This window comes from Micromonospora mangrovicola, from assembly GCF_047200535.1.
Lineage (GTDB): Bacteria > Actinomycetota > Actinomycetes > Mycobacteriales > Micromonosporaceae > Micromonospora.
Genome location: NZ_JBJZOG010000022.1, coordinates 51,114 through 73,628, shown reverse-complemented (window position 1 = coordinate 73,628; position 22,515 = coordinate 51,114). Strand labels below are relative to the sequence as shown.

The window sequence follows — 22,515 nt, the reverse complement described above, 5'->3', positions numbered from 1 at the left end:
CATGTCGACGGTTACCTGGATCACCGCGCGCGGGCTCTTCGGCCGGCGCCGGTTCCTGCTGCTGCTCCCGCTGCCCGCGGTGCTGCTGGTGCTCGCGATCGTCTCCCGCTCGCTCGGCGTCGACCCGAGGCACTGGGGCCCGCCGGTGCTGGTCGGGCTGGGGCTGGCCGTGGTGCTGCCGGTGGTGGCGCTGATCGTGGGCACCGGCGTGCTCGGCGCCGAGATCGACGACGGCACGGTGGTGCACATCCTCACCAAGCCGTTGCCGCGCTGGCAGATCGTGCTGCCCAAGCTGGCGGTGGCGGCCGGGGTCAGCGCGGCCACCGTCGCCGTCCCGCTCTACGTCGCGGGTGTGCTCGCCGATTCGGTCCGCCTCGGCCTGGCGCTCGCCGCCGGATCGGCGCTGGGCGCGCTGGCCTACTCCGCGTTGTTCCTGGCGCTGAGCCTGCTCACCCGCCGGCCGGTGCTGCTCGGCCTGGTCTACGTGCTGATCTGGGAAGGGCTGCTGGGCCGGTTCGTGGATGGCACGAAGGTGCTCTCCATCCAGCAGTGGGTGATCGCCCTGACCGACCGGATGGCCCCCACCGGCCTGCTCGGGACCACCGTCTCGGTCCCCGTCGCCGGGATCCTCACCGCCCTGGTGGCGGTCGGCTCCACCGTGCTGGCCATCGACCGCCTCCGCTCGTTCAGCGTGGCCGGCGAAACGAGCTGACCCCACCCGCCCCACCCCTGCCCGTAGGCCGCTGATTCACGGAAAGAGTGGCCATTCGCGCCGCCGAGGCCACTCTTTCCGTGAATCACTGCGGATCTCGGGGTGGGGTGGGTGGGGTCAGAAGGCGCAGGCGATGACGAGTTCGGTGGTGCGATCGGGGAGGAGGTCGAGCTTCGCGATCCGGCCGGCCGCGCGGACATCGTCGGCGACCAGCGTGAGCCGGTCGAGCAGGGCGGCCGGGCCGAGCGCCTCGGCCAGCGGCACCTCCGCCCTCATCGACAGCTTCCGCTCGGACTTGGCCCGGCGCACCTGCCCCAGCGCGTCCGCGGCCAGCCGTAGCAGCTCCGGGTCGCCCGGCCCCTGGGTGGCCCGACCCACCTCGTACGTGGTGGGCCAGGTCGCGCGGTGCACCGAGCCGTACCGCCACCAGGACCAGACCTCCTCGGTGACGAAGGGCAGCACCGGCGCGAAGAGCCGCAACTGCACCGACAGCGCGGTCGCCAGCGCCGCCCGGGCCGAGTCCGCCCCCGGCCCGGTGCCGTAGGCGCGCTCCTTCACCAGCTCGATGTAGTCGTCGCAGAACCGCCAGAAGAACGCCTCTGCGGCCATCAGCGCGGCGGTGTGGTCGTATCCGTCGAAGGCGCTGGTGGCGGCGGCGACCACTGCGGAGAGTTCGGCGAGCATCGCGGCGTCCAGCGGCTCGGTGGCCGGAGCGCGCAGCGCGTCGGCGGCGCCCAGCCCGAGAACGAACTTCGACGCGTTGAGCAGCTTGGTGGCGAGCCGGCGGCCCACCTTGATCTGCGCCTGGTCGAAGGCCAGGTCCATCCCGGGCTTGCCGTTGGCCGCCCAGTACCGCACCGCGTCCGAGCCGTGCTGCACGAGCAGGTCCATCGGGGTGACGACGTTCCCCTTGGACTTGGACATCTTCTTCCGGTCCGGGTCGAGGATCCAGCCGGAGAGCACCGCGTCCCGCCAGGGCAGCACGCCGTGCTCCAGGTGGGACCGGACCACCGTGGCGAACAGCCAGGTCCGGATGATGTCGTGCCCCTGCGGGCGCAGGTCCATCGGGAAGACCCGGCGGAACAGGTCCGCGTCGGTCTCCCAACCAGCGACGAGCTGCGGGGTCAACGACGAGGTGGCCCAGGTGTCCAGCACGTCCGGGTCACCGACGAAGCCGCCCGGCAGCCCGCGCTGCGCCTCCTGGTAGCCCGGCGGAGGTTCGCTGGACGGGTCGACCGGGAGCGCCGACCCGTCCGGTGTGAGAGGCTGTGCCCAGTCCGGCTCGCCAGCGTCGTCGAGCCGGTACCACACCGGCACCGGCACCCCGAAGAAGCGCTGCCGGCTGACCAGCCAGTCACCGGTCAGACCGGCCACCCAGTGCTCGTAGCGGTGTCGCATGTGCTCCGGCACCCAACGCAGCTCGCGGCCCCGGGCCAGCAGTTCCTCCCGCAATTCGGGTTCGCGCCCGCCGTTGCGCAGGTACCACTGCCGGGTGGAGACGATCTCCAGCGGCCGGTCGCCCTTCTCGTAGAACTTCACCGGATGGGTGATCGGGCGCGGCTCGCCGACCAGGTCACCCGCGTCGGTCAGCAGCTCCACCACCGTCCGCCGGGCGCCGTTCACGGTCTGCCCGGCCAACGCCGCGTACGGCTCGGCGGGCACGCCGGCCGGCGGCTCGGGCAGCAGCCGGCCGTCCCGGCCGATCACCACCCGGGTGTCGAGCTGGAGCTCCCGCCACCAGGTCACGTCGGCCAGGTCCCCGAAAGTGCAGACCATCGCGATGCCGGTGCCCTTGGCCGGGTCCGCGAGCGGATGCGCGTGCACCGGCACCTCGACCCCGAAGACCGGGCTGCGCACCGACCTGCCGACCAGGTCCGCGTACCGCTCGTCGCCGGGCTGGCAGACCAGCGCCACGCAGGCCGGCAGCAGCTCCGGCCGGGTGGTGTCGATCAGCACCTCCCGGCCGCCCGGCGCGTGGAACCGCAGCCGGTGGTACGCCCCGGGCCGCTCCCGATCCTCCAGCTCTGCCTGTGCGACCGCGGTGGCGAAACCGACGTCCCAGAGCGTCGGCGCCTCGGCCTGGTACGCCTCGCCCCGGGCCAGGTTGCGCAGGAACGCCCGCTGGCTGGTCGCCCGGGCCAGCCGCCCGATGGTGGTGTACGTGAGCGACCAGTCGACCGAGAGCCCGAGCCGCCGCCACAGCGCCTCGAAGACCTTCTCGTCCTCCGCGGTCAGCGTCTCGCACAGCTCGATGAAGTTGCGCCGGGAGATCGAGACGGGGTTCTTCCGGACCGCCTCGCTCACCGGGGCGGCGGGCGGGACCCAGTCCGGGTCGTACGGCAGGCCCGGGTCGGGGCGCACGCCGTACACGTTCTGCACCCGCCGCTCGGTGGGCAGGCCGTTGTCGTCCCAGCCCATCGGGTAGAAGACCGTCCGGCCGCGCATCCGCTGGAACCGGGCCACCGTATCGGTGTGTGTGTAGGAGAAGACGTGCCCCATGTGCAGCTCGCCCGATACGGTCGGCGGCGGGGTGTCGATCGCGTACACGTCCTGCCGCTCCTTCGTGCGGTCGAACGCGTACGTGCCCTCCTCCTGCCAGCGGCGCGCCCAGGCTTCCTCGATGCCGTCCAGAGTGGGACGCTCGGGGACGCCGGCGCGGGCCGTCCTCGCCGTATCGGTCATCCGTCGATCCTAGGCGGGCGGCCCGGCCGGACCCACTGGTTTGCGCCCCGGCGCTACTAGCGGTTCGACGAGGCGATCGGCTCGCGCAGCGGACCCCGGGTGGTGACCTGGAAGCCGAGACCGGTGCGGGCGTTCAGCCGGTCCACGATGAGCGAGACCGGTGCGTAGGTGTTCTTCTCGTCCGGGTTGGTGCACGGGCCGCTGCCCGGGTCGCCGTCGTGCAGGATGCCCAGCGCCTTCCCGTCGGACTCGGTGAAGAGCGGGCCGCCGCTGTCGCCCGGCCGGGCGCAGACCCGCACGGTGATGCCGCCGCCCGCCGTTGAGATGATCTCGCCGCAGCGGGTGCCAGGAACGTACCCCGCGCCCGCGCCCGAGTCGACGTACGTCTCGCCGGCCTTCGGGGTGTACGCGGAGCCGGTGGCGCAGGCGATCCAGCCGGTCTGCACCGAGCCGTACGGCGTGACCCCGGTGACGTTCACGTCGTGGCTGCCGCTGGTGGCGCAGGCCGGGTTGTCCGCCACGCACCAGTAGTTCACCAGGCTGGGCGCGTCGGTGGTGGGTCGCTGCGGGTACGCCCACAGGTCACGGGCGTCGGCCTGGTACGGCAGCGCCGCGTAGTCGTTCGGCAGGGTGGTGTTCTCGGCCAGCACCGGGCTGGTGGACTCGACGCCCACCGGCACCTTCGGCCCGAGGAACTGGTGCCAGGTCTGGTCGACGTGCTGGTGCCGGCCGCCCACCACGCAGTGCCCGGCGGTGAGCACGTAGTACGCGCCGTTGCTGGCCCGCAGGTTGAACCCGCTGGTGCAGCCGCCCACCGTGCCGTCGTCACGCGGGATGTCGAGCCGGATGCCGCCCCGCATCGGCGCCTGGGCACAGTAGCGCGGGTCGCAGGACTTGAGGATCGCCGACGGATCCTTCCGGAGCCGCGCCCGCGCCGGCACCCCGGCGGCCGCCAGCGCCCCGGCCAGCCGGGCGTCGTCGGCGGCGAGCACGTCGCCCGTGAACACCACGACCTCGTTGGCCTGCTCGTCGACCACCACGTCGGTGCCGGCGGTCACCGACAGGTCGGCGGCCAGCCGGGCCGCCGCCTCGGTGAGCCGACGCAGCGGGTACCGGACCGGCACCACCTTCATGTGGGCGGCGTCGGGCAGCCCGGCGACCGCCGTGGCGATCGGCGCGGTGCTGGTCGCCCCGATGGTGAGCACGCCGCCGTGGGCCTGGTCCAGCCACATCCCGGCGTACGTGTCGGGGAAGCCGGCGGCCAGCGACGCGGCGAGCGACGCGGAGAGTTCCTGGAGGGCGACCCGCCGGGCCGCCTCGTCACGGGAGACGCGGTAGCGGCCGGCGAGGTACGACACCGACGCGGGCGCGTCCTGCGCCACCTCCGCCACCGGCCGGGCGGTGGCGGCCACGGACCGGAGGCCCGCGCCGGACGCCGGCGTGCCGCGGCCGGCGCGGCCGCCGTGCGCCGCCGTGGACGGCGCGTCCGCCGAGGTGGTCGCCGCGCCGGCCGGGGCCGACGTGCGCGCCTGCGTGCCGCTGACCGAGGACGCGGTGGGCACCGTGTCCACCTCGGTCGGCCGGGTCGCCGCGACTGCGGTCGCCGCGCCCACCGTGCCCACCACCACAGCCGCCGCGAGAATCACCCGTCGTCGGATCCGCACGCCCTAACCTCCCCGTGTCGTTCGGCGCTGCCCGATCGGTCCGTCACCCTGGACGGTCGGTCGGCCGGGGTCGGCCGACCGTCCAGCCGATCGACCACGGGAGTCTAGCCCGGCGACGGGTGCCGGCGGGGACCCGCGCGGGGCCGGGGGAGCCGGGTCAGATCAGCGAATCCCGCCACTGGCGGTGCAGGGCGGCGTACCGGCCACCGGCGGTGGCCAGCTCGGCCGGCGGCCCGTCCTCCACGATCCGGCCGCCGTCGAGCACCAGCACCCGGTCGGCGGTCTCCACCGTGGAGAGCCGGTGCGCGATGACCACGGCGGTGCGGTCCCGCAGCACACTGCGCAGCGCCCGCTGCACCAGACGCTCGGTGGGTACGTCCAGCGACGAGGTGGCCTCGTCCAGGATCAGCACCCGCGGGTCGGCCAGGAACGCCCGGGCGAACGCGACGAGCTGGCGCTGCCCGGCCGAGAGCCGGCCGCCCCGCCGGTGCACGTCGGTGGCGTACCCGTCGGGGAGGGCGGCGACGAACCCGTGTGCGCCGATGGCCCGAGCGGCGGCCTCCACCGCCGCGTCGTCGGCGTCCGGCCGGCCGAACCGGATGTTCTCCGCCACCGAGCCGCTGAACAGGTGGTTCTCCTGGGTCACCAGGACGACCGCCCGGCGCAGCTCGGCGTCGGCCAGGTCCCGCAGGTCGATTCCGTCCAGGCTGACCGTGCCAGCGGCCGGGTCGTGGAACCGGGCGAGCAGCTTGGCGACGGTGGACTTGCCGGCACCGGTCGGCCCGATCAGAGCGACGGTCTGCCCGGCCGGCACGGTCAGTTCCAGCCCGGTCAGGATCGGCGCCTCCGGCCGGTAGCCGAAGGTGACCGACCGGAAGGCCACCGTGCCCCGAGGCGGGCCGGCGGGCAGCGGCCGCGGCCGCTCCGGCTCGGCCACCGCCGGCCGCTCGTCGAGCACCCCGGCCAGCTTCTCCAGGGCGGCCGTGGCCGACTGGAGGGCGTTGTAGAACTGGCTCAGCTCCTCCATCGGCTCGAAGAAGCGGCGCAGGTAGAGCAGGAACGCGGCGAGCACGCCGACCTCCGTCCGGCCGCCCAGCACCCGGGCACCGCCGTAGCCGAGCACCAGCGCGGCGGTCAGGTTGCCGATCAGCCGGATGCCCGGCGAGTAGACCGCGATCAGCCGGAACGCGGCCAGGCTGGCCTGCCGGTGGTCGTCGTTCACCGCCGCGAAGATGCGCTGGTTGCGCGACTCCCGCCGGTACGCCTGCACCGCCCGGATGCCCCGCAGCGACTCGACGAAGTGGACGATTACCAGCGCCACCGTCTCCCGGGTCCGGCGGTACGCCCCGGCGGAGGCGCGGGCGAACCAGCGGGACAGCAGGAACAGGAACGGGAAGGCGAGCAGGTTGACGGCGGCCAGCGGCGGGTCCAGCCAGAGCAGGATGCCGGCCACCGACAGCACCGAGAGCGCCGCCATCACCAGCTTGTCGATCCCGCCGTCGACCAGCTCGGCGATCGAGTCCAGGTCGCTGGTCAACCGGGAGACCATTCGGCCCGAGGTGTAGCGCTCGTGGAAGCCGACGTCGAGGCGGAGGAAGTGGACGTACACCCGGCGGCGGAGGTCGAGCAGGACGGCCTGGCCGATCCGGGCGGCGAGGGTGAGGAAGCCGCGCCGGGCCAGGTACTCGGCGCCGGCGGCGACGGCGAAGGCGGTGGCGACGGCGATCAGCGGGCCGGCGTCACCGGCGCGCAGCGGACCGATGCCGCGGTCGATGCCGAGCATGACCAGGTACGGCCCGGCCATCGCGGCGGCGTTCTGGATCAGCAGCAGGGCGACCGCCAGCCCGAGCCGGCCCCGGTGCGGGCGCAGCAACCGGCCGAGCAGTGCCCGGCTGCGGGCGCGGAGCCGGGCCACCGCCGCCGGGGTGCTGTCCTCCGCCCGGCTGCGGTCGGCGTCCGGATCGGTGGCCCGGCCCCGCCAACGGGACAGGTCGACATCGTCGCCGTCCGGGGCGGGACGCGGCCGGGGGACCGGGGACGGCCCGCCCGCCGGGGGGTCGGTCACGAGCGCACCAGGCCGACTCCGTCGTGCTGACGCTCCGGCTCGGCGGAGAGCACCGCCCGGTACGCGGGCACGCCGGCCAGCAGCTCCGAGTGGGTGCCGACGGCGGCGACCCGCCCACCGTCGAGCAGGGCGACCCGGTCGGCGAGCGCCACCGTGGAGGGGCGGTGCACCGCCAACAGGGCGGTGGTGTCCCGGAGCACCCGGCGCAGCGCCGCCTCGACCAGCGCCTCGGTGTGCACGTCGAGCGCGGAGAGCGGATCGTCGAGAACGAGCAGCGCGGGCCGGGCGAGCACCGCCCGGGCCAGCGCCAGCCGCTGCCGCTGCCCGCCGGAGAGGGAGAGCCCCTGCTCGCCGATCCGGGTGGCCAGCCCCCACGGCAGATGGTGGACGAACTCCGCCTGGGCCAGCGCCAACGCGGCGCGTACCTCCTCCTCCCCGGCGTCCGGCCGGCCGAGCGTGAGGTTCTCCCAGACCGACATGGAGAACAGGGTCGGCTCCTCGAACGCCATCCCGACCAGCCGGCGCAGCGACCCGAGCCGCAGGTCGCGCAGGTCGTGCCCGTCCAGGGTGATCCGGCCGGCGGTCACGTCGTGCAGCCGGGGTACCAGCGAGAGCAGGGTGCTCTTGCCGCAGCCGGTCGCGCCGACCAGGGCCAGCGTCTCGCCCGGCTCGACGGTCAGTTCGATCTCGCGCAGCACCGGCTGGCCGGCCCCCGGATAGCGGAAGGTGACCCGTTCGAAGCGCAGCCGGCCGAGGACCTGGCGACGGTCCAGCGTCCAGGCGTGCGGCGCGTCCACGATGGCCGGCGCGGTGTCCAGCACGTCCTGGATCCGGTCGGCGGCGGTCGCCGCCTCCTGCCCGTTGGCGATGATCCAGCCGAGCGACTGCACCGGCCAGACCAGCATGAGCTGGAGGCTGACGAAGGCGACCAGCTCACCGATGGTGAGCACCCCCCGGGCGACCGCCGCCGCGCCGGCCACCAGCACCACGCCGAGGGTCAGGTTGGGCACCAGGTCGAACAGCGCCGCCGTCCGGGCCAGCAGCCGCGCCTTGTCGATCCCGATGTCGTGCAGTGCACGGGCCCCACCGGCGAACCGGGCGGCCAGCTCCGGACCTCGCCCGTACGCCCGCATGGTGCGCAGGCCCTGCGCGGTCTCCTCGACCAGGGTGGCCACGTCGCCCTGCTGGTCCTGCATCCGCCGGGAGGTCGCGTGGTAGTGCCGGGCGAACTGGCGGCTGATCAGGAACAGCGGCACCGCACTGGCCGAGACCAGCAGGCCGAGCCACGGGTGCAGCCGGATCAGCAGCACCACCACGGCGGCGTAGGTGACCAGGTTGAGCGCCAGGAAGAGCAGGCCGAAGGAGAGGAACCGGCGGATCACCGACAGGTCGCTGGTGATCCGGGAGAGGAGCTGGCCGGACTGCCAGCGGTCGTGGAACCCGGCCGGGAGGCGTTGCAGGTGGGCGTAGATGTCGGCCCGGATCGCCGCCTCCATGCCGACGGAGGAGGAGGACTGCGTCCACCGCCGGATGAAGATCAGCACGGCCTCGGCCAGGCCGAGCAGGAGGGCGAGGGCGCCGAGCCGGACCAGCCCGGACCCGTCGTGCCGGGCCACCGGCCCGTCCACCACCCGCTGCACCACGAGCGGCACGGCCAGGCTCGCCGCCGTGGCGGTCAGGGCGGCGAGCAGCAGCCAGGCGAATTCGGCCGCGTACGGGCGCAGGTAGGGGTGCAGCCGCCAGAGGTTGTGCAGCGGGTGGGTGCGGGCGTCGTGACGCGTTGCGGGGGAGCCGTCGCTCTGCGCAGGCACTACCCGACGGTAGCGGTTACTGGGAGCGATGCCACTGTCAGCTTGCCGTCAACCGACCCTCATGACCGAGAAGCCACTTCTTCACCTCCAGCCCCCACCGGTAGCCGCCGAGCGTGCCGTCGGTGCGCAGCACCCGGTGGCACGGGACGAAGAGGGCGGCGGCGTTGCGGGCGCAGGCCGCCGCGGCGGCGCGCACCGCGGCCGGCCGTCCGGCCAGCCCGGCGAACCCGGTGTACGTCACCGGCTCGCCCGGCTTGACGTCGCGCAGCACCTGCCAGGCGTGCGCCAGGAAGACGCCGTCGGTGTGCTGTTCCACCGGGACCGCGTCGATCGCGGTCAGGTCGCCGTCCAGGTACGCCGCGACGGCGGCGGTCACCGGCCCGAGGTCAGCCCGGTCCCGCGCTTCGGCACGCAGGCTCGGGTGCATCAGCGGCACCAGGGCCGCCGGCCGGGCGGTGAACCCGGCGGCCCGTACCGCCCCGTCGGGTCCGGTGAGGACGCTCAGCGGGCCGGTGGGGGTGTGGACGACGGTGCTGTCCAGTGTGGTCATGCCGCTCTCCAGAGTCGGATCACCGCGTACGACCGCCAGGGACGCCAGCGGTCCGCGTACGCGTTCAGGGTCTTCGGGTCGTCGGGCAGGCGGAGCGCGGCGGCGCCCCGGCGTACGCCCAGGTCGGTGGGGAGGAGGACGTCGGGGTCGCCGAGGGCGCGCATCGCCACGTAGCCGGCGGTCCACGGCCCGATCCCGGGCAGCGCGACGAGCCGCCGTACGGTCTCCTCGCGGTCCCCGCCCGGCGCGAGGTCGAGTTCCCCCTCGGCCACCGCCCGGGCCACCGCCCGCAGCGTCTCCCGCCGGGCGGCGGGCATCCGGAACGCCTCGTCCGGCAGCCCTGCCACCTCCGCCGCGCCCGGGAACGGCCGCAGCCCCGGCCCGTCGTCGCCCTCCTCGGCGACGGGCTCCGGGGCGGCGGTGTTGAGCAGGTGGGTGAGGGTGGTGCGGGCGGAGGCCAGGGAGATCTGCTGGGTGGTGACGGCGCGGACGGCCATCTCGAAGCCGTCGACCGCGTGCGGGAGGCGGACGCCGGGTTCCGCCCGGACCGCCGCCGCCAGGGCCGCCTCCTCGGCCAGGGTGGCGTCGACCGCCACCGGGTCGGCGTCCAGGTCGAGCAGGCGGCGGCAGCGGGCCACCGCCGGCGACAGGTCGCGCAGGTCGGTCAGGCGCAGCGTGGCGGCCACGTGCCCGTCGGTCGGGGTCAGCGCGACGGTGCCGACGCCGTGCGGCAGCCGCACCGCGCGCCGGTACGTCCCGTCGCGCACCTCCTCCACGCCGGGCAGCGCCCGGACGGCGAGGAACTCCAGCAGCGCCGCCGCGTGCAGCGGCGGCCGGTACGCCAGCCGCAACGAGATGGTGCCCGCCCCGCCGGCCACCGGCCGCCCGCCCCGGGTGACCCGCAGCTCCGACGGGGTCGTCCCGTACACCTCGCGGACCGTGTCGTTGAACTGCCGGACGCTGCCGAAGCCGGCGGCGAACGCGATCTCGGCCATGCCCAGGCCGGTGGTCTCGATGAGGATCCGGGCGGTCTGCGCGCGTTGCGCCCGGGCCAGCGCGAGCGGCCCGGCGCCCAGCTCGGCGTTGAGCATCCGGTGCAGGTGCCGCTCGGTGTAGCCGAGCCGGCCCGCCAGCCCCGGCACCCCGTCCCGGTCGACCACCCCGTCCGCGATCAGCCGCATCGCCCGCCCCACCACGTCCGCCCGGACGTCCCACTGGGGCGAGCCGGGGGCGGCGTCGGGGCGGCATCGGCGGCAGGCCCGCAGGCCGGCACCCTGCGCGGCGGCGGCCGACGGGAAGAACCGGACGTTCTGTCGTTTCGGCGTCACCGCCGGGCAGGATGGCCGGCAGTAGATCCCGGTCGAGGTCACGCCGGTGTAGAACCAGCCGTCGAAGCGCTGGTCGCGGCTGTCGACGGCCCGGTAGCACCGCTCGAAGTCCAACTCCACGCCATTGATCCTGCCTCGCAGGTCCAGCGTTCGGCTGGCGGGATTCGGACCTGGCCGTGCGGGGCCGCCGTGCCCCCGACGGCGGACACCAGCCGCTGGGACATTCCGGGCCAGTACGGGACGCGGGGTGCGGCAGTTCGGGGTGTCGGCGTGCCAGGAGGCCCCGGGATGCCGCGTCACGAGCTGATCTAGCGGCCCCGCGGCGACGACGACGCCCCAGCTCAGGCCCCGCCATCCCTGACGGCGCAACGGATTCCGGCCGACAAAGTGTCGGTAGTGGCCGGTACGGTCCCGCCACCAACTCGAGAAGAGGGTGCGGGGAATGGCGAGCGTGGCCGGGCGGGGTGCCCGCTGATGCGATCGGGGCGGATACGGCTGGACCGCGCGGTGGTGCAGGGCTTCTACGACCGGATGCGGGTGGTGGCGCCGGCCGCGTACGGCGCGATCGAGCGGGACCGGGCCGACGACCCGGGGCGCGCCTTCGCCGAGACCGCCTGCGGCCGGCTCGCCGGTTCGCTCGACGCGGCCGGGCTGCGCGCGCTCGGCATGTGGGCGCACCACTGGTGCATGCGCTTCTACGACGACGACACCCGGGTCGGGGTGCGCCTGGTGCGGGAGATCGCCCGCCGCGCCGGGCTGGGCTGGACGGTCGACGAGCTGCGCTGGCTGCTCGACCAGTCGTACGCGGCCGGCCCGGCGGCGGCGCACCGGTTCGTCCTGCCGCGCGCCGCCGCGGCCGACCTGCCCGCCGGCGCCCTGCCCGAGTGGGGCGAGGAGGCGACGGAAGCGCCCCGCCTCCTCGCCGGCTGACCCCGCCCCGGGCATGATGATCGTGACCGTCACCGACCGGAGGGGGAGACCGTGCCCGCCAGCGCACCGACCGTCGTCGCCACCAGCATGGGCTTCAGCAGCCGCCGCCGCGGCCCGTGGGACGTCAAGCCCGGCCCCGTCTTCGAACTGATGGCCGAGCTGGCCCAGGCCGGCGACGCGCCGAAGATCTGCTACCTGAACCAGGCGGTCGGTGACCAGCCCACCTCGTTCACCATCTTCCACGGCGCCTTCGCCGGCACCCGGTTCCGCGCGTCCCACCTGGCCCTGTTCCCGATGCCCAGCGTCGACGACGTCCGCGCCCACCTGCTCGCCCAGGACATCGTCTGGGTCGGTGGCGGCAGCGTCGCCAACCTCTGCGCGGTGTGGCGGGTGCACGGGCTGCCGGACATCCTGCACGAGTGCTGGCAGGCCGGCGTGGTGCTGGGCGGGGTCTCCGCCGGGTCGATCTGCTGGCACCAGGGTGGCGCCACCGACAGCTACGGGCCGAAGCTGCGGCCCTTCACCGACGGGCTCGGCTGGCTCCCGTACGGCAACGGCGTGCACTACGACAGCGAGGAGCAGCGCCGGCCGCTGATGCACCGGCTGGTCGCCGACGGCACCCTGCCGACCAGCCACTGCACCGACGACGGGGTCGGGCTGGTCTACCGGGGCACCGAGCTGGTGGAGGCGGTGGCCGACCAGGAGGGGGTGGCCGCCTACGAGGTCTCCCGGGCCGAGGACGGCACCGCCCGGGAGACCCGGATCGAGCCCCGGCTGCTGACCGCTCAGTCCGGCTGAGCCCGCCGGCGGCGTACCGCGTCGAAGACCTGGGCCAGCTCGGCCGCGTCCTCCCCGGCGTGGTGGGTGTGCGGGAGCTCGGTCAGGTCGAGCTGCTGCTTGATCGTGTCCTTGCGGGTGTCCCGCCACTCCACGCCGGTCAGCCCCATCCAGTAGCTGCGCAGGTCGACGCCGGAACCGGTGGCGCCGAACGGGCTGTGCCCGACGAACCGGACGAAGTACCAGTGCAGGAACATGCCGTCCCAGACCGCCGGGGCGGCCAGGAACACCGGCCGGCCGAGCGCCCGCAGCCCGTTCACCCACGTCGCGGCGGCCCGCATCGCCTCCTCGGCGGTGGGGGCCTCGCGGAGCAGCCGGTCCCGGTCCAGCCCGGAGACGGCCAGCGCGGCCGGGACGAACTCGTCGGAGATCGGCCGCAGCTCGGTGTAGAAGGCCAGGTCGGGGCGGCCGGCCACGGCCATGCCGAGCGAGATCATGCTGTACGGCCCGGGGATCGGGCCGTCGGCCTCCACGTCCACGGCCACGTACAGCTCGGGCAGTCGTTCGCTCATCGACGCACGCTAGCAACGCCCGCGCCGTGACCGCCGTCCCTTTCCCGGCGTCGGTGGACCTGCCTGCCCGCGGCGGCCGGCGAACCGCGTAAGCTGGCTCGTCGTGAGTCTCACCATCGGCATCGTCGGCCTGCCCAACGTGGGCAAGAGCACCCTGTTCAACGCGCTGACCAAGAACGACGTGCTCGCCGCGAACTACCCGTTCGCCACCATCGAGCCGAACGTCGGCGTGGTCGGGCTTCCCGACGAGCGGCTGGCCAAGCTCGCCGAGATCTTCAGCTCGCAGAAGGTGCTGCCGGCGCCGGTCTCGTTCGTCGACATCGCCGGCCTGGTCCGCGGCGCATCCAAGGGTCAGGGCCGGGGCAACGCGTTCCTGGCGAACATCCGCGACGCCTCGGCGATCTGCCAGGTGGTGCGGGCCTTCTCCGACCCGAACGTGGTGCACGTCGACGGCAAGGTCTCTCCGGCCGACGACATCGAGACGATCAACACCGAGCTGATCCTGGCCGACCTCCAGACCCTGGAGAAGGCGCTGCCCCGGCTGGAGAAGGAGGCCAAGCTCCGCAAGGACCGGGCCGCCGCCGTCGAGGCCGCCAAGAAGGCGGTCGAGGTCCTGGACGGCGGCACCACCCTGTACGCGGGCGCCGCCGCCGCCAAGGTCGAGCTGGAGCACCTGCGCGAGCTGCACCTGCTCACCACCAAACCGTTCCTCTACGTCTTCAACGTCGACGAGGCCGAGCTGGGCAATGCCGAGTTCCTCGACGAGCTGCGCGCCCTGGTGGCGCCGGCCGAGGCGGTCTTCATGGACGCCAAGATCGAGTCCGAGCTGGTGGACCTTCCCGAGGAGGAGGCCCGCGAGCTGCTGGAGTCGATCGGCCAGTCCGAGCCGGGTCTGGACCAGCTCGTCCGGGTCGGCTTCCGCACCCTCGGGCTCCAGACGTACCTTACGGCCGGCCCCAAGGAGGCGCGGGCCTGGACCGTCCCGGTCGGCGCGACCGCGCCGGAGGCCGCGGGGGTCATCCACAGCGACTTCCAGCGCGGCTTCATCAAGGCCGAGGTGGTCTCCTACGCCGACCTGGTCGAGGCCGGATCGATGGCGGCGGCCAAGGCCGCCGGCAAGGTCCGGATCGAGGGCAAGGAGTACGTCATGCAGGACGGCGACGTGGTGGAGTTCCGCTTCAACGTATGACCGTCTGGCCGGACCGGGGATGGTCGGCAGTTCGTAGGCCTGCTTCCATGACTGCTTGATCAGGACCGACGAGCCGCTGACTTCTAAGAGGGCGGCTGATTCACGTATTTTGCGGGTGATGCCGCCTTCATCTGTCTCGCCAGGTTGGGGTGGTTTCGTTGGTGATGCGTCTGGTCAAGTTGTCGATCATCGCGATGCGGATCATGCTGGCGGAGTTGTCGGATAGGGCTTCGTAGTCTCGGGCGAGGCGTCGGTGCAGCATGTCCAGCCCAGGCTGCGTTCGACGACCCCCCGTCGGTTGACCACGGATTACCGGTCTTGGCCAGGGTCGAGTGGATGGCCCTGGCTTGTTCCAGCAGGTTGATGCCGATGGTGTTGTCGCTGGTGTTGGCGGCGGTGACGACAACGGCGAGGAGCAGGCCGAGGGTGTCGGTGACGATGCCGCGTTTGCGTCCGCCGAAGGCGTCAAGGCGTCCGCGCTACGAGGGGAGCGGCAGCCTGGGCAGCGAGACGAGGGGACGAAGCGGCATCTCGCAGGCGTGTTTGGCGGACGAGCGGGGTATTCGCGGCATCGCGCCGGTCCGTTCCGGTCGAGCGCGCCCCGTCAGGGAGGTTTGGTGTCGGAGTCTGCCATCAATCAGCCGCGACCATCCCAGAATCCTCCCCGCAGCGAGACTGAGGTGGTCGAGCTCAGGGTTCACGGGGTGTCAGGTGCCGACGCCAACGAGGTGCTTGACCGGCCGAACGTCCACCAGGTCGCCGGTGACCTCAAGGGTGGCTTTTTCCGCCCTCGGCCCGGCTACGGGGACTCGCGGGGCGCGTGCCGGGTGGTCCTAGAGGCGTACCGATGGAGTGAGTTGCCCAGCGGCGCCGCGGCGAGGACGCTGTCGCTGGTTTTCCTTCTGCCGTTCATGCTCTGCAACACGGCGATCTGGATGCGCCCGAGGGCGACGACCCAGGGCCTCCTCGTCTGGATCGGCTGCCGGCTGATCGGCCTGACCCTGACGGCCCTGTACGTCCTGTCGTTTGTCGGGGTGGCGCTGGATCTGATCGCATGCAAGTGCATGTCCCGGTCCGAGTGTCTCGCCGGCCGCAACTGGTTCTCCTGGCTCGGCGGTCAGCCGGTCGGCCTGCGGCTGGCCTTGCTCTCGCTGTTGCCCCTCGCAGCGATCGTGGTTCTCTGGAGACTTGGCGCCCGTTGCGGGCACTGGTACGAGAACTTCGTTCCGCCGCAGGGCATTCGGCACGGCAGATCGCTGGGCTCGATCGGCTGGCAGGATGCGCTGCCGGCAGTGCGGCGACTTCGCGCGATCCATGTGGCGACCGCCTTCGCGGTGCTCGACCTCAGTCTTCTCCTGGCCCGAGCCAGTCAGGGCTTCACCATCGCCAACGGCATGCTGGCGGGCGGAGCCGCGGCTGTCGTAGTGACCTGCGTATTCTTGCTCTGCCTACCGCGGTCCATCGACTCGACTCGGCGCCCCGCGCGCGTGGACGTTGCCGCCCGCACCGCCCTGGTCACCTCCATTGTCCTGACCGTCGTCGTCCTCGTCCGCACCGCGTTCGACCTCACGCCGTGGCCGGTGGAGAAGGGGCTGCCCGGCCACGGGCCGACTGTCGTCGCGGTGTTCGCGGCGCAGTTCGCTCTACTGGCGGTGCTGGCGATAGCCGCGTTGTGGGGACGTCGTGTCAAACCGGACAGCCGGCTGGGCTTTTACGGGCTGGGAGCCCCCCTCTTCGCATCCTTTGCGGTGGGGCTCGCCACCATCTTCGCGACGGAGTTCAACTATCGAGTCGCCGACTATCTCGACCGCGACCAACCCACCGCCACCGTGCTTCCGACCAGCCCGGTGCTGGGGTACAAGTGGACGATGTTCGGGTTCTTCGTCGCCGTGTTCGCCGCCTTGGCGGCGGGCGTCGTGTTGGTCCTGGTGACTCGACATGGCCGGATGCGAGCGGCGGGGGCCATCGTGAGTAGAGACTTTCCGACGACGTCATCGACCGCGGAGGCGGGACGCAAGAGGATGGTGCAGGAGGCGATCGCGCGGGCGCAGTTCACCGAGACGCTGGGCGCCCTGGCCGTGACGTTCGCCTGTGTCGCCGCGCTGAGTCTCGCGGTCAGTGCGCTGGGTCTCAAGGAACTGCAACCCGCCATCGCGGCGGAAAACCTGGTAAGCCTGCCGCGGGACTTCGTCAACGCCGCCACACAGTTCGGCAGCTACCTGATGGCGCTCGTCTTCCTCGGTCTGCTGATCGGCGGGCTGTTCGCCTACCGGACCTTCGCCTTCCGCCGTTACATCGGCATCCTCTGGGACCTGGGGATGTTCTGGCCGCGGGCCGCCCACCCCTTCGCCCCGCCCTGCTACGCCGAGCGGGCCGTGCCCGAGCTCGCCCGGCGAACGACGGCACTTGTGCGCGAAGGAAACTGCGTGTTGCTCGCGTCGCGAAGCCATGGCTCGGTGCTGGCCGCGGCGGCCGTGCTGCAGCTTGAGCCCGACGTGCTGCCAAGGGTCGCGCTGCTGACGGACGGGTCACCGCTGCGGCGTCTGTACGCCTCTCTCTTTCCGATGTATGTCGGGGACGACGAACTGATGGAACTGGGCGGGCGTGTCGGCTGGCGGTGGATCAACCTCTGGCGGGACACCGATTCGATCGGCAGCTGGATCTTCTCGTCGGGCCGAGGGAACGTCCAGCCGTCGCCGATGCCGCCTGGAACGATCGTCGACCGTCGACTACGTGATCCGCGATCCCTCGTCGTTCAGGGCACCGACACCGTCGCACCCCCGATCCAAGGCCACTTCGCCTGCCCATCGGACGGTCGCTATGAAGCGGCCGTCTGCGAGCTGGCCGACAGGCTCCGCGGAGACGCTGGTCATCAGGGCGCAGGATCCTCCGAGCAAGATCAGCTGAACCACGCCGAGGTAGGCCGACAGCCCGGCAAACGCGGCCCACCCTGATCCCAGACCTTCGACAGCACCGCGGCGCCCTCGATCGCCGGCGCCGCTCCCCAGCGCCCCCTCCCGGCGCCACGGGGTTCACCGGCGGGGACGTGCGCAGGTGGTTCCGGCCGCGCATGTCCCCGAGCTGCCGGCCGGGGCGGCGGCCTTTCCATCTGGCCACCATTCCGGCCGGCTGACCCGCGCCCCGATCCGGCCGGCCCGGCACGGGCCGGCCGCCGGTCGGGGCTCGACCGCCGCCCGTGGACCGGACGGGATGGGTTCCCACCGCCGTCCGGTCCGCGTTGACGCTGCCTACTTGGCGAGGAAAGCGAGCAGAACCTCATTGACCTCGTCCGCGTGCGTCCACAGCAGGCCGTGCGGAGCGCCCTCGATCTCGACGTAGTCGGCCGTGGGGAGCAGTTGATGGAACGGGCGGGCCGTCGCGTCGATCGGCAGGATGTTGTCCGCGGTGCCGTGCAGGATCAGGCTGGGTACGCCGACCTTCGCAATGTCTCCCCGGAAGTCGGTGACCCAGGTCGGCACTGCTGCGCTGGACGCGAACCAGGAGGCGCCGGCGGCGACGTTCCAGCTGTTGCGCAGGGCTTCCTCCGACAGCCGGGTGCCGAGGTTCTCGTCGGTGTTGTAGAAGTTCCGGTAGAAGTCGGTGAAGTAGGCGTACCGGTCGTTGGTGACGGCGGCGAGGATGCCGTCGAAGACCTCCTGCGGCACACCCGTCGGGTTGTCCTCGGTCTTGAGCAGGAACGGCTCCAGCGAGGCGAGGAACGCGGCCTTGGCCACCCGTGCCGATCCGTAGGTGCTGAGGTAGCGGGCGACCTCGCCGGTGCCCATCGAGAAGCCGACCAGTACGACGTCGGTGAGGTCGAGCGTGTCCAGCAGGATCTTCAGGTCGGCGGCGAAGGTGTCGTAGTCGTAGCCGGCGGTGGGCTGGCTCGACCGGCCGAAGCCCCGGCGGTCGTAGGTGATGACGCGGTAGCCGGCCTTGAGCAGCGCCGCGCTCTGCTTCTCCCACGAGTGCCCGTCGAGGGGGTAGCCGTGGATGAGGACGACGGGCTGGCCCGTGCCGTGGTCTTCGTAGTAGAGGTCGATGTTGGTGCGGTTCTCGGAGCCGACGGTGACGAATGGCATGCTCTGGGCCTCCAGCCAAACGAGAAGAGAACGATCGTTCTCTCGTGCTGGCTGTAGCCTAGAGAACGATCGTTCTCGCCGCATCCTCCAGTGCCGGGTCGGGGTGGTGGGAAGTGTCACTGCACGGGGTGGAGCCGGCGGGAATACGACGCGAACGCGGAGGGAACCAGTGAGCGGGCAGAACGAGAGAATCAGTGACGACGAGGCCCGGGCCAGGGTGCTCGCCGCCGCCGACCGGCTCTACTACCACCTCGGCGTCCACGCCGTCGGCATGGACGACCTGCGCGCCGAGTCGGGCGTGCCACTCAAACGGCTCTACCGACTCTTCCCGTCCAAGGAAGCCATCGTCGAGCAGGTCCTGCTCAACCGGCGAGACATGTGGCACCGCCTGATCGAGGAGGCCGTCAGTGGTGACGATCCCCGACAGCGGCTGCTCGCCATCTACGACGCGCTGGCCCAGTGGTTCGACCAGGACGACTTCCGGGGCTGCGTCTTCATCAACTCCTTCGGCGAGTTGGGCACCACCGCGCCCCGCGTCGCCGAGATCGTGCGGGAGCACAAGGCGGGGTTCCAGGCGCGGCTGACCGAACTCGTCGCCGAGGCCGGCGGGCCACCGCCCCTGGCCGCACATCTGGCCATCCTCGCCGAGGGCGCGCAGACCACGGCGGCCATCGCCGGGACCAGCGACGCCGCGAAACAAGCCCGGCAGGCCGCCGAGGTACTGATCAACGCCGCGATCGGCTGACAACCTCCATCTTCCAGCCGTCGATCCCGGACTGCTCGACCAGCTCGACGGCGGGCTGGTTCATCCCGCCCCGCCGGCGGGGCGGGATGTGGTCGTCGTACGCGCCGAAGGGCCCCGCGTAACGCTCACCACCGAGGTACGGCCTGCCGTTGGCCACCCAGCCGTTGCCACGGCGCCCGGCCCCGGGATTCGGCTACCCGCCCAGTGGACCGAGATGAGGGCACGCCCGGGATGGGCCGCGGACCGCCGTCGTCAGCCGTCCCTGAGGGCGTCCTCGACGCCGGTCTCGTGCCGGCCGAGGTGCACCGGGTCGCGGCCGGAGAGCACGTCCACCGCCGCCTTCACGCAGGCGCCGTACTCGCGGGTGGAGCTGATCCACCAGCGCTGCGCGTACCGACGGGCGGTGTCGTCGCCCACACCGTTGGCGTCGATGCCGAGGTGCCGGCACAGCGACACGGCACGAGGCAGGTGGAAGGACTGGGTCACCACGGTCGCCCGGTCCACCCCGAAGATCCGCTTCGCCCGGGCGCACGAGTCGTACGTGTCGAAGCCGGCGTAGTCGAGCACCACCTTGTCGCCCGGCACGCCCCGGTCGACCAGCCAACGCCGCATCGCGTCGGGCTCGTTGTAGTCGGCGTTCATGTTGTCGCCGGAGACCAGGATGGCGCGCACCTTGCCGGCGTCGAACAGCCGCTGCGCGATCTCCAGCCGTCCGGTGAGGAACGGCGAGGGCGTGCCGTCCGCGCTCACCTTGGTGCCCAGGACCAGAGCGACCGGGGCCGCCGGCACGTCGGTCTCGGTGAAGAGGTGCCCGTCCGCGGCACCGCGGATCCACGCCGCGCTGGCGCCGGCGACACCGCTCAGCACCACGGCGCCGACAGCGACGGCGAGGAGCGCGCGGCGCACCGGAGGCTTGCGGGTCAACCGCTTGGTCACCGCGATCCATCCCCGCATGTGCACGATTATCACCGACGCGCGCGTGGGCGGTGGTCCCGCCGCAGGCCGGCGCCCGGCTCCGGATGCCAGCCGTCGGTGATTCGCCTGCGACATCAGCTCGAAAGGCAGCGGTTGGTCCCATGGCCGCGGAACCTGCGGCACTAGCGTGAGCATCTCGACGTGAGGAGGCGGCGCCATGAGGCAGCGGCATCCGACGCTGTCTGGCGGATGTGGCGGGTCGCGCCCGGATTCAACCAGCGGTTCGTGGGGACGCTCAGCGGCGACGGGGACACCATCGACGGGCGCTGGGAGCGGTCCGCGGCCGGCGCGGACTGGCACTCGACCTCGCGCTGACCTACCGCCGCTGACAGTGGTCAGCCGCGCGGGCGACGACGATCAGCTCACCGTCCTGGCTCGCGCCGACCGGCTCCCCGGCCCAGCCGCCGCACATTCGATCGACGGTGAAGCCGGCGGCCGTCAGGGACGCCCGTAGCTCCGCCTCGGTCCGGAACCGCAGCGTGCCCGCGCTGCGCAGCTCCCTCCCGTCCGGGTAGCGGTAGTGGTGCCGGAAGCTGACCTGGCCGTCGCGTACCTCGGTCAGTTCGGTCCAGGCGTCAACGGTGGTGCCGTCGGGCAGGGCGAGCCGGCGGCGGGAGTGGGCCGGGTTCCAGCGTTCCCAGCGGCGGGCCGCCGGGTCCCGGGAGTCGAACGCCAGCCGACCCCCGTCGACCAGGGCCCGGCGCAGCTCGACGAGGGTACCGGCCCACTCGGCGTCGTCCCGGATCTCCTGCGCCACGTGGCTGGTCAGCAGGGCCAGGTCGTACGCGGCGGCGGGCAGGTCCGCGGCGATGCCCTCGATCCAGGTCACCCGCCCGCCGTCGGGCTTGCCCCGGGCCGCGTCCAGGGACGCCCGCGCCGGCTCGACCCCGGTGACGGAGTGCCCGGCGGCGGCCAGGGCCAGGGTGAGCCGGCCGGTGCCGCAGCCCAGGTCCACCACGCGCGCCGCCGGGGTCCGGTTCGCGAGGCGGAGGAAGAACTCGTCGTCGCGCCCCCACGGGTTCTCCACGTCGTAGAGCGCCGCCAGCTGTGCCGTCACGACCGGTCAGGGTAGCGGTCAGGAGATGTAATGGAGGATCACGTTGTGCACGTGATGGCTCTTCTGCGCGCCCCGGAACTCGACCTCATAGGTGTGGGCGCCGACGTGGATGGCGATCGCACCCGTTGAGAAGAAAGACCCGCCCCAGGACTTGTTGCTCACCACGCTCACGCTGGTGATCTTGGAGTATGGGATGCTGGTGATGGCGTACCGCTTGCCGACGAAGGAGCGGTCCTGGATGATCACCCGCCGGTCGGTCAGGCCGATGAACCCGGTGCCCGTGCCGATCGCGTCGTAGACGGCGATGATCTGTTCGCCGGCCAGTAGGCCGCTCTGGATCTGCTGGAACTGTTCCTTGCGGTCGTACGTCGGACTTGCCATGCATCCGACGGTAGGTGGCGCGTGCCAGCCGGCTCAGGGCTCGGTGACCGCGCGGACCGCGTCCTCGATCCGGGCGGCCAGCAGGACCTCACCCTCGGTCAGCGGCTCGCCGTCGCCGTGACCCACCTTGATCTGCGTACGGTCGGCCCGGCGGCTGATCTCGGGACGCAGCCGCAGCGCGTCCGCGACCACCGCGACCCGCTCGGTCAGCGCGGCGTGCTGGGTGTCGTCCAGGACGAGGATGCGGCGGATCTGTTCACCCTCGCGGGTCCACCCGGACAGCAGGGCGAGCGCGTCGCTGAGGTAGTCGTGCTTCGACCTGCTGTTGAACAGCACGCGCATCACCGCACCTCCCAGGCGTCGTTGCCGGCTTGTGGCCAAATCGTCGCCATCCCGTGTCCTCGTCGACGCCCTCTAGTCTGTCGTCGCACGGATGGTGTGTCCACGCCCACACTTCCGTGTATTCCTGGCCTGACGTCGCCCTCAGGTACCCAAACCGCCGATTGATCTGGCACGCTGGACGGCCGTGCGGACCGAACGGGCAAGCGGCAACGGGCAGGCCGAGCGACGGGAACCGAAGGTGGTCGTCGGGGCGGCGATCATCGCGGACGGCAGGGTGCTGGCCTGCGCCCGCTCCGCGCCGCCCGAGGTGGCCGGCCGCTGGGAGTTCCCGGGCGGCAAGGTCGAGCCGGGCGAGGGCGAGGTCGCCGCGCTGGTCCGAGAGTGCGCCGAGGAACTCGACGTACGGGTGGAGATCGGCGCGCGGGTCGGCCGCGACGTCCGGATGGCCCACGGGCGCTCCGTCCTCCGGGTGTACGTGGCCCGCCTCCTCCATGGTGACCAGCCGAAGGCCCTCGAGCACTCCGACCTGCGCTGGCTCTCCGCCGCCGAACTCGACAGCGTGCCCTGGCTCCCCGCCGACGCGCCGGTGGTCGCCGCGCTGCGTCCCCTGCTCAGCGACGGCTGAGCCGGAAAAGCAGACACCGGGGCGAAAA

Annotated in this window: 22 protein-coding genes; 8 read left to right on the top strand and 14 right to left on the bottom strand. The window is 72.6% G+C overall.

The features are described from left to right. Position 1: 1 nt before the first annotated feature. Positions 2–712 (top strand): ABC transporter permease, encoded by a 711-nt coding sequence (locus tag ACL02O_RS11990; RefSeq protein WP_412818093.1) that lies wholly within the window; start codon positions 2–4, stop codon positions 710–712. Positions 713–829: 117 nt separating this feature from the next. Here the strand turns inward: ACL02O_RS11990 and valS are convergent, their stop codons facing one another. The 6 genes from valS to ACL02O_RS11960 all read right to left on the bottom strand — a co-directional run bounded on the left by valS (position 830) and on the right by ACL02O_RS11960 (position 10,932). Further along, complete coding sequence (gene valS, locus ACL02O_RS11985) at positions 830–3,394, bottom strand: valine--tRNA ligase (protein ID WP_412818092.1); 2,565 nt, start codon at positions 3,392–3,394, stop codon at positions 830–832. Positions 3,395–3,450: 56 nt separating this feature from the next. Further along, on the bottom strand, positions 3,451–5,058 hold the full coding sequence (locus tag ACL02O_RS11980) for a trypsin-like serine protease (RefSeq protein ID WP_412818091.1): 1,608 nt from the start codon (positions 5,056–5,058) through the stop codon (positions 3,451–3,453). A 157-nt stretch (positions 5,059–5,215) separates the two neighbouring features. Then, entirely contained in the window at positions 5,216–7,123 is a 1,908-nt protein-coding gene (locus ACL02O_RS11975) for an ABC transporter ATP-binding protein (RefSeq protein ID WP_412818090.1), read from the bottom strand. Then, entirely contained in the window at positions 7,120–8,934 is a 1,815-nt protein-coding gene (locus ACL02O_RS11970) for an ABC transporter ATP-binding protein (protein WP_412818089.1), read from the bottom strand. Before ACL02O_RS11970 ends, ACL02O_RS11975 begins: the two co-directional genes overlap by 4 nt. Before the next feature lie 37 nt (positions 8,935–8,971). Then, positions 8,972–9,484: a methylated-DNA--[protein]-cysteine S-methyltransferase gene (locus tag ACL02O_RS11965; protein ID WP_412818088.1), complete on the bottom strand. Its 513-nt coding sequence runs from the start codon at positions 9,482–9,484 to the stop codon at positions 8,972–8,974. Then, positions 9,481–10,932, bottom strand: coding sequence for an AlkA N-terminal domain-containing protein (locus ACL02O_RS11960; protein ID WP_412818087.1), 1,452 nt, complete (start codon positions 10,930–10,932; stop codon positions 9,481–9,483). The genes ACL02O_RS11965 and ACL02O_RS11960 overlap by 4 nt, the downstream gene beginning before the upstream one ends. 354 nt (positions 10,933–11,286) lie before the next feature. Between ACL02O_RS11960 and ACL02O_RS11955 the strand changes: the two genes are divergently transcribed. Together ACL02O_RS11955 and ACL02O_RS11950 are read left to right on the top strand one after the other, a co-directional pair. Continuing rightward, entirely contained in the window at positions 11,287–11,742 is a 456-nt protein-coding gene (locus ACL02O_RS11955) for a hypothetical protein (RefSeq protein ID WP_412818086.1), read from the top strand. Positions 11,743–11,793: 51 nt separating this feature from the next. Beyond that, entirely contained in the window at positions 11,794–12,540 is a 747-nt protein-coding gene (locus ACL02O_RS11950; RefSeq protein WP_412818085.1) for a Type 1 glutamine amidotransferase-like domain-containing protein, read from the top strand. Here the strand turns inward: ACL02O_RS11950 and ACL02O_RS11945 are convergent. Then, complete coding sequence (locus ACL02O_RS11945) at positions 12,528–13,091, bottom strand: exonuclease (protein WP_412818084.1); 564 nt, start codon at positions 13,089–13,091, stop codon at positions 12,528–12,530. The two genes, ACL02O_RS11950 and ACL02O_RS11945, sit on opposite strands and share 13 nt — an antisense overlap. Positions 13,092–13,194: 103 nt before the next feature. Between ACL02O_RS11945 and ychF the strand changes: the two genes are divergently transcribed. Further along, positions 13,195–14,280 (top strand): redox-regulated ATPase YchF, encoded by a 1,086-nt coding sequence (gene ychF / locus ACL02O_RS11940; protein ID WP_412818083.1) that lies wholly within the window; start codon positions 13,195–13,197, stop codon positions 14,278–14,280. Between the two features lie 83 nt (positions 14,281–14,363). Here the strand turns inward: ychF and ACL02O_RS11935 are convergent, their stop codons facing one another. Then, a complete protein-coding gene (locus ACL02O_RS11935) occupies positions 14,364–14,699 on the bottom strand; it encodes a hypothetical protein (RefSeq protein WP_412818103.1) in 336 nt (111 codons plus the stop codon). Between ACL02O_RS11935 and ACL02O_RS11930 the strand changes: the two genes are divergently transcribed. Beyond that, a complete protein-coding gene (locus tag ACL02O_RS11930) occupies positions 14,628–17,234 on the top strand; it encodes a hypothetical protein (RefSeq protein ID WP_412818082.1) in 2,607 nt (868 codons plus the stop codon). The genes ACL02O_RS11935 and ACL02O_RS11930 overlap by 72 nt on opposite strands. A gap of 294 nt (positions 17,235–17,528) precedes the next feature. Here the strand turns inward: ACL02O_RS11930 and ACL02O_RS11925 are convergent, their stop codons facing one another. After that, a complete protein-coding gene (locus tag ACL02O_RS11925; protein ID WP_412818081.1) occupies positions 17,529–18,362 on the bottom strand; it encodes an alpha/beta fold hydrolase in 834 nt (277 codons plus the stop codon). Between the two features lie 169 nt (positions 18,363–18,531). Here ACL02O_RS11925 and ACL02O_RS11920 point away from each other — a divergent pair, with 169 nt between their 5' ends. Next, a complete protein-coding gene (locus ACL02O_RS11920; RefSeq protein ID WP_412818080.1) occupies positions 18,532–19,107 on the top strand; it encodes a TetR/AcrR family transcriptional regulator in 576 nt (191 codons plus the stop codon). On the opposite strand, the gene ACL02O_RS11915 is transcribed toward ACL02O_RS11920, so the two are convergent. Together ACL02O_RS11915 and ACL02O_RS11910 are read right to left on the bottom strand one after the other, a co-directional pair. Continuing rightward, the gene (locus tag ACL02O_RS11915; RefSeq protein WP_412818079.1) at positions 19,088–19,264 is read right to left on the bottom strand and encodes a hypothetical protein; all 177 of its coding nucleotides are present in this window, start codon (positions 19,262–19,264) and stop codon (positions 19,088–19,090) included. The two genes, ACL02O_RS11920 and ACL02O_RS11915, sit on opposite strands and share 20 nt — an antisense overlap. Before the next feature lie 95 nt (positions 19,265–19,359). Further along, positions 19,360–20,061, bottom strand: coding sequence for a SanA/YdcF family protein (locus ACL02O_RS11910; protein WP_412818078.1), 702 nt, complete (start codon positions 20,059–20,061; stop codon positions 19,360–19,362). A gap of 210 nt (positions 20,062–20,271) precedes the next feature. Between ACL02O_RS11910 and ACL02O_RS11905 the strand changes: the two genes are divergently transcribed. After that, entirely contained in the window at positions 20,272–20,397 is a 126-nt protein-coding gene (locus ACL02O_RS11905) for a hypothetical protein (protein ID WP_412818077.1), read from the top strand. A gap of 1 nt (position 20,398) precedes the next feature. Here ACL02O_RS11905 and ACL02O_RS11900 read toward each other — a convergent pair whose 3' ends face one another. From ACL02O_RS11900 to ACL02O_RS11890, 3 genes are read right to left on the bottom strand one after another with little or no spacing between them, the layout of a single operon-like run. Continuing rightward, positions 20,399–21,139: a class I SAM-dependent methyltransferase gene (locus tag ACL02O_RS11900; protein WP_412818076.1), complete on the bottom strand. Its 741-nt coding sequence runs from the start codon at positions 21,137–21,139 to the stop codon at positions 20,399–20,401. An 18-nt stretch (positions 21,140–21,157) separates the two neighbouring features. After that, positions 21,158–21,520, bottom strand: coding sequence for a PH domain-containing protein (locus tag ACL02O_RS11895; RefSeq protein ID WP_412818075.1), 363 nt, complete (start codon positions 21,518–21,520; stop codon positions 21,158–21,160). 33 nt (positions 21,521–21,553) lie between these two features. Further along, on the bottom strand, positions 21,554–21,862 hold the full coding sequence (locus ACL02O_RS11890) for a 4a-hydroxytetrahydrobiopterin dehydratase (RefSeq protein WP_412818074.1): 309 nt from the start codon (positions 21,860–21,862) through the stop codon (positions 21,554–21,556). Positions 21,863–22,046: 184 nt separating this feature from the next. Here ACL02O_RS11890 and ACL02O_RS11885 point away from each other — a divergent pair, with 184 nt between their 5' ends. Then, complete coding sequence (locus ACL02O_RS11885) at positions 22,047–22,487, top strand: (deoxy)nucleoside triphosphate pyrophosphohydrolase (protein ID WP_412818073.1); 441 nt, start codon at positions 22,047–22,049, stop codon at positions 22,485–22,487. Positions 22,488–22,515: the final 28 nt, after the last annotated feature.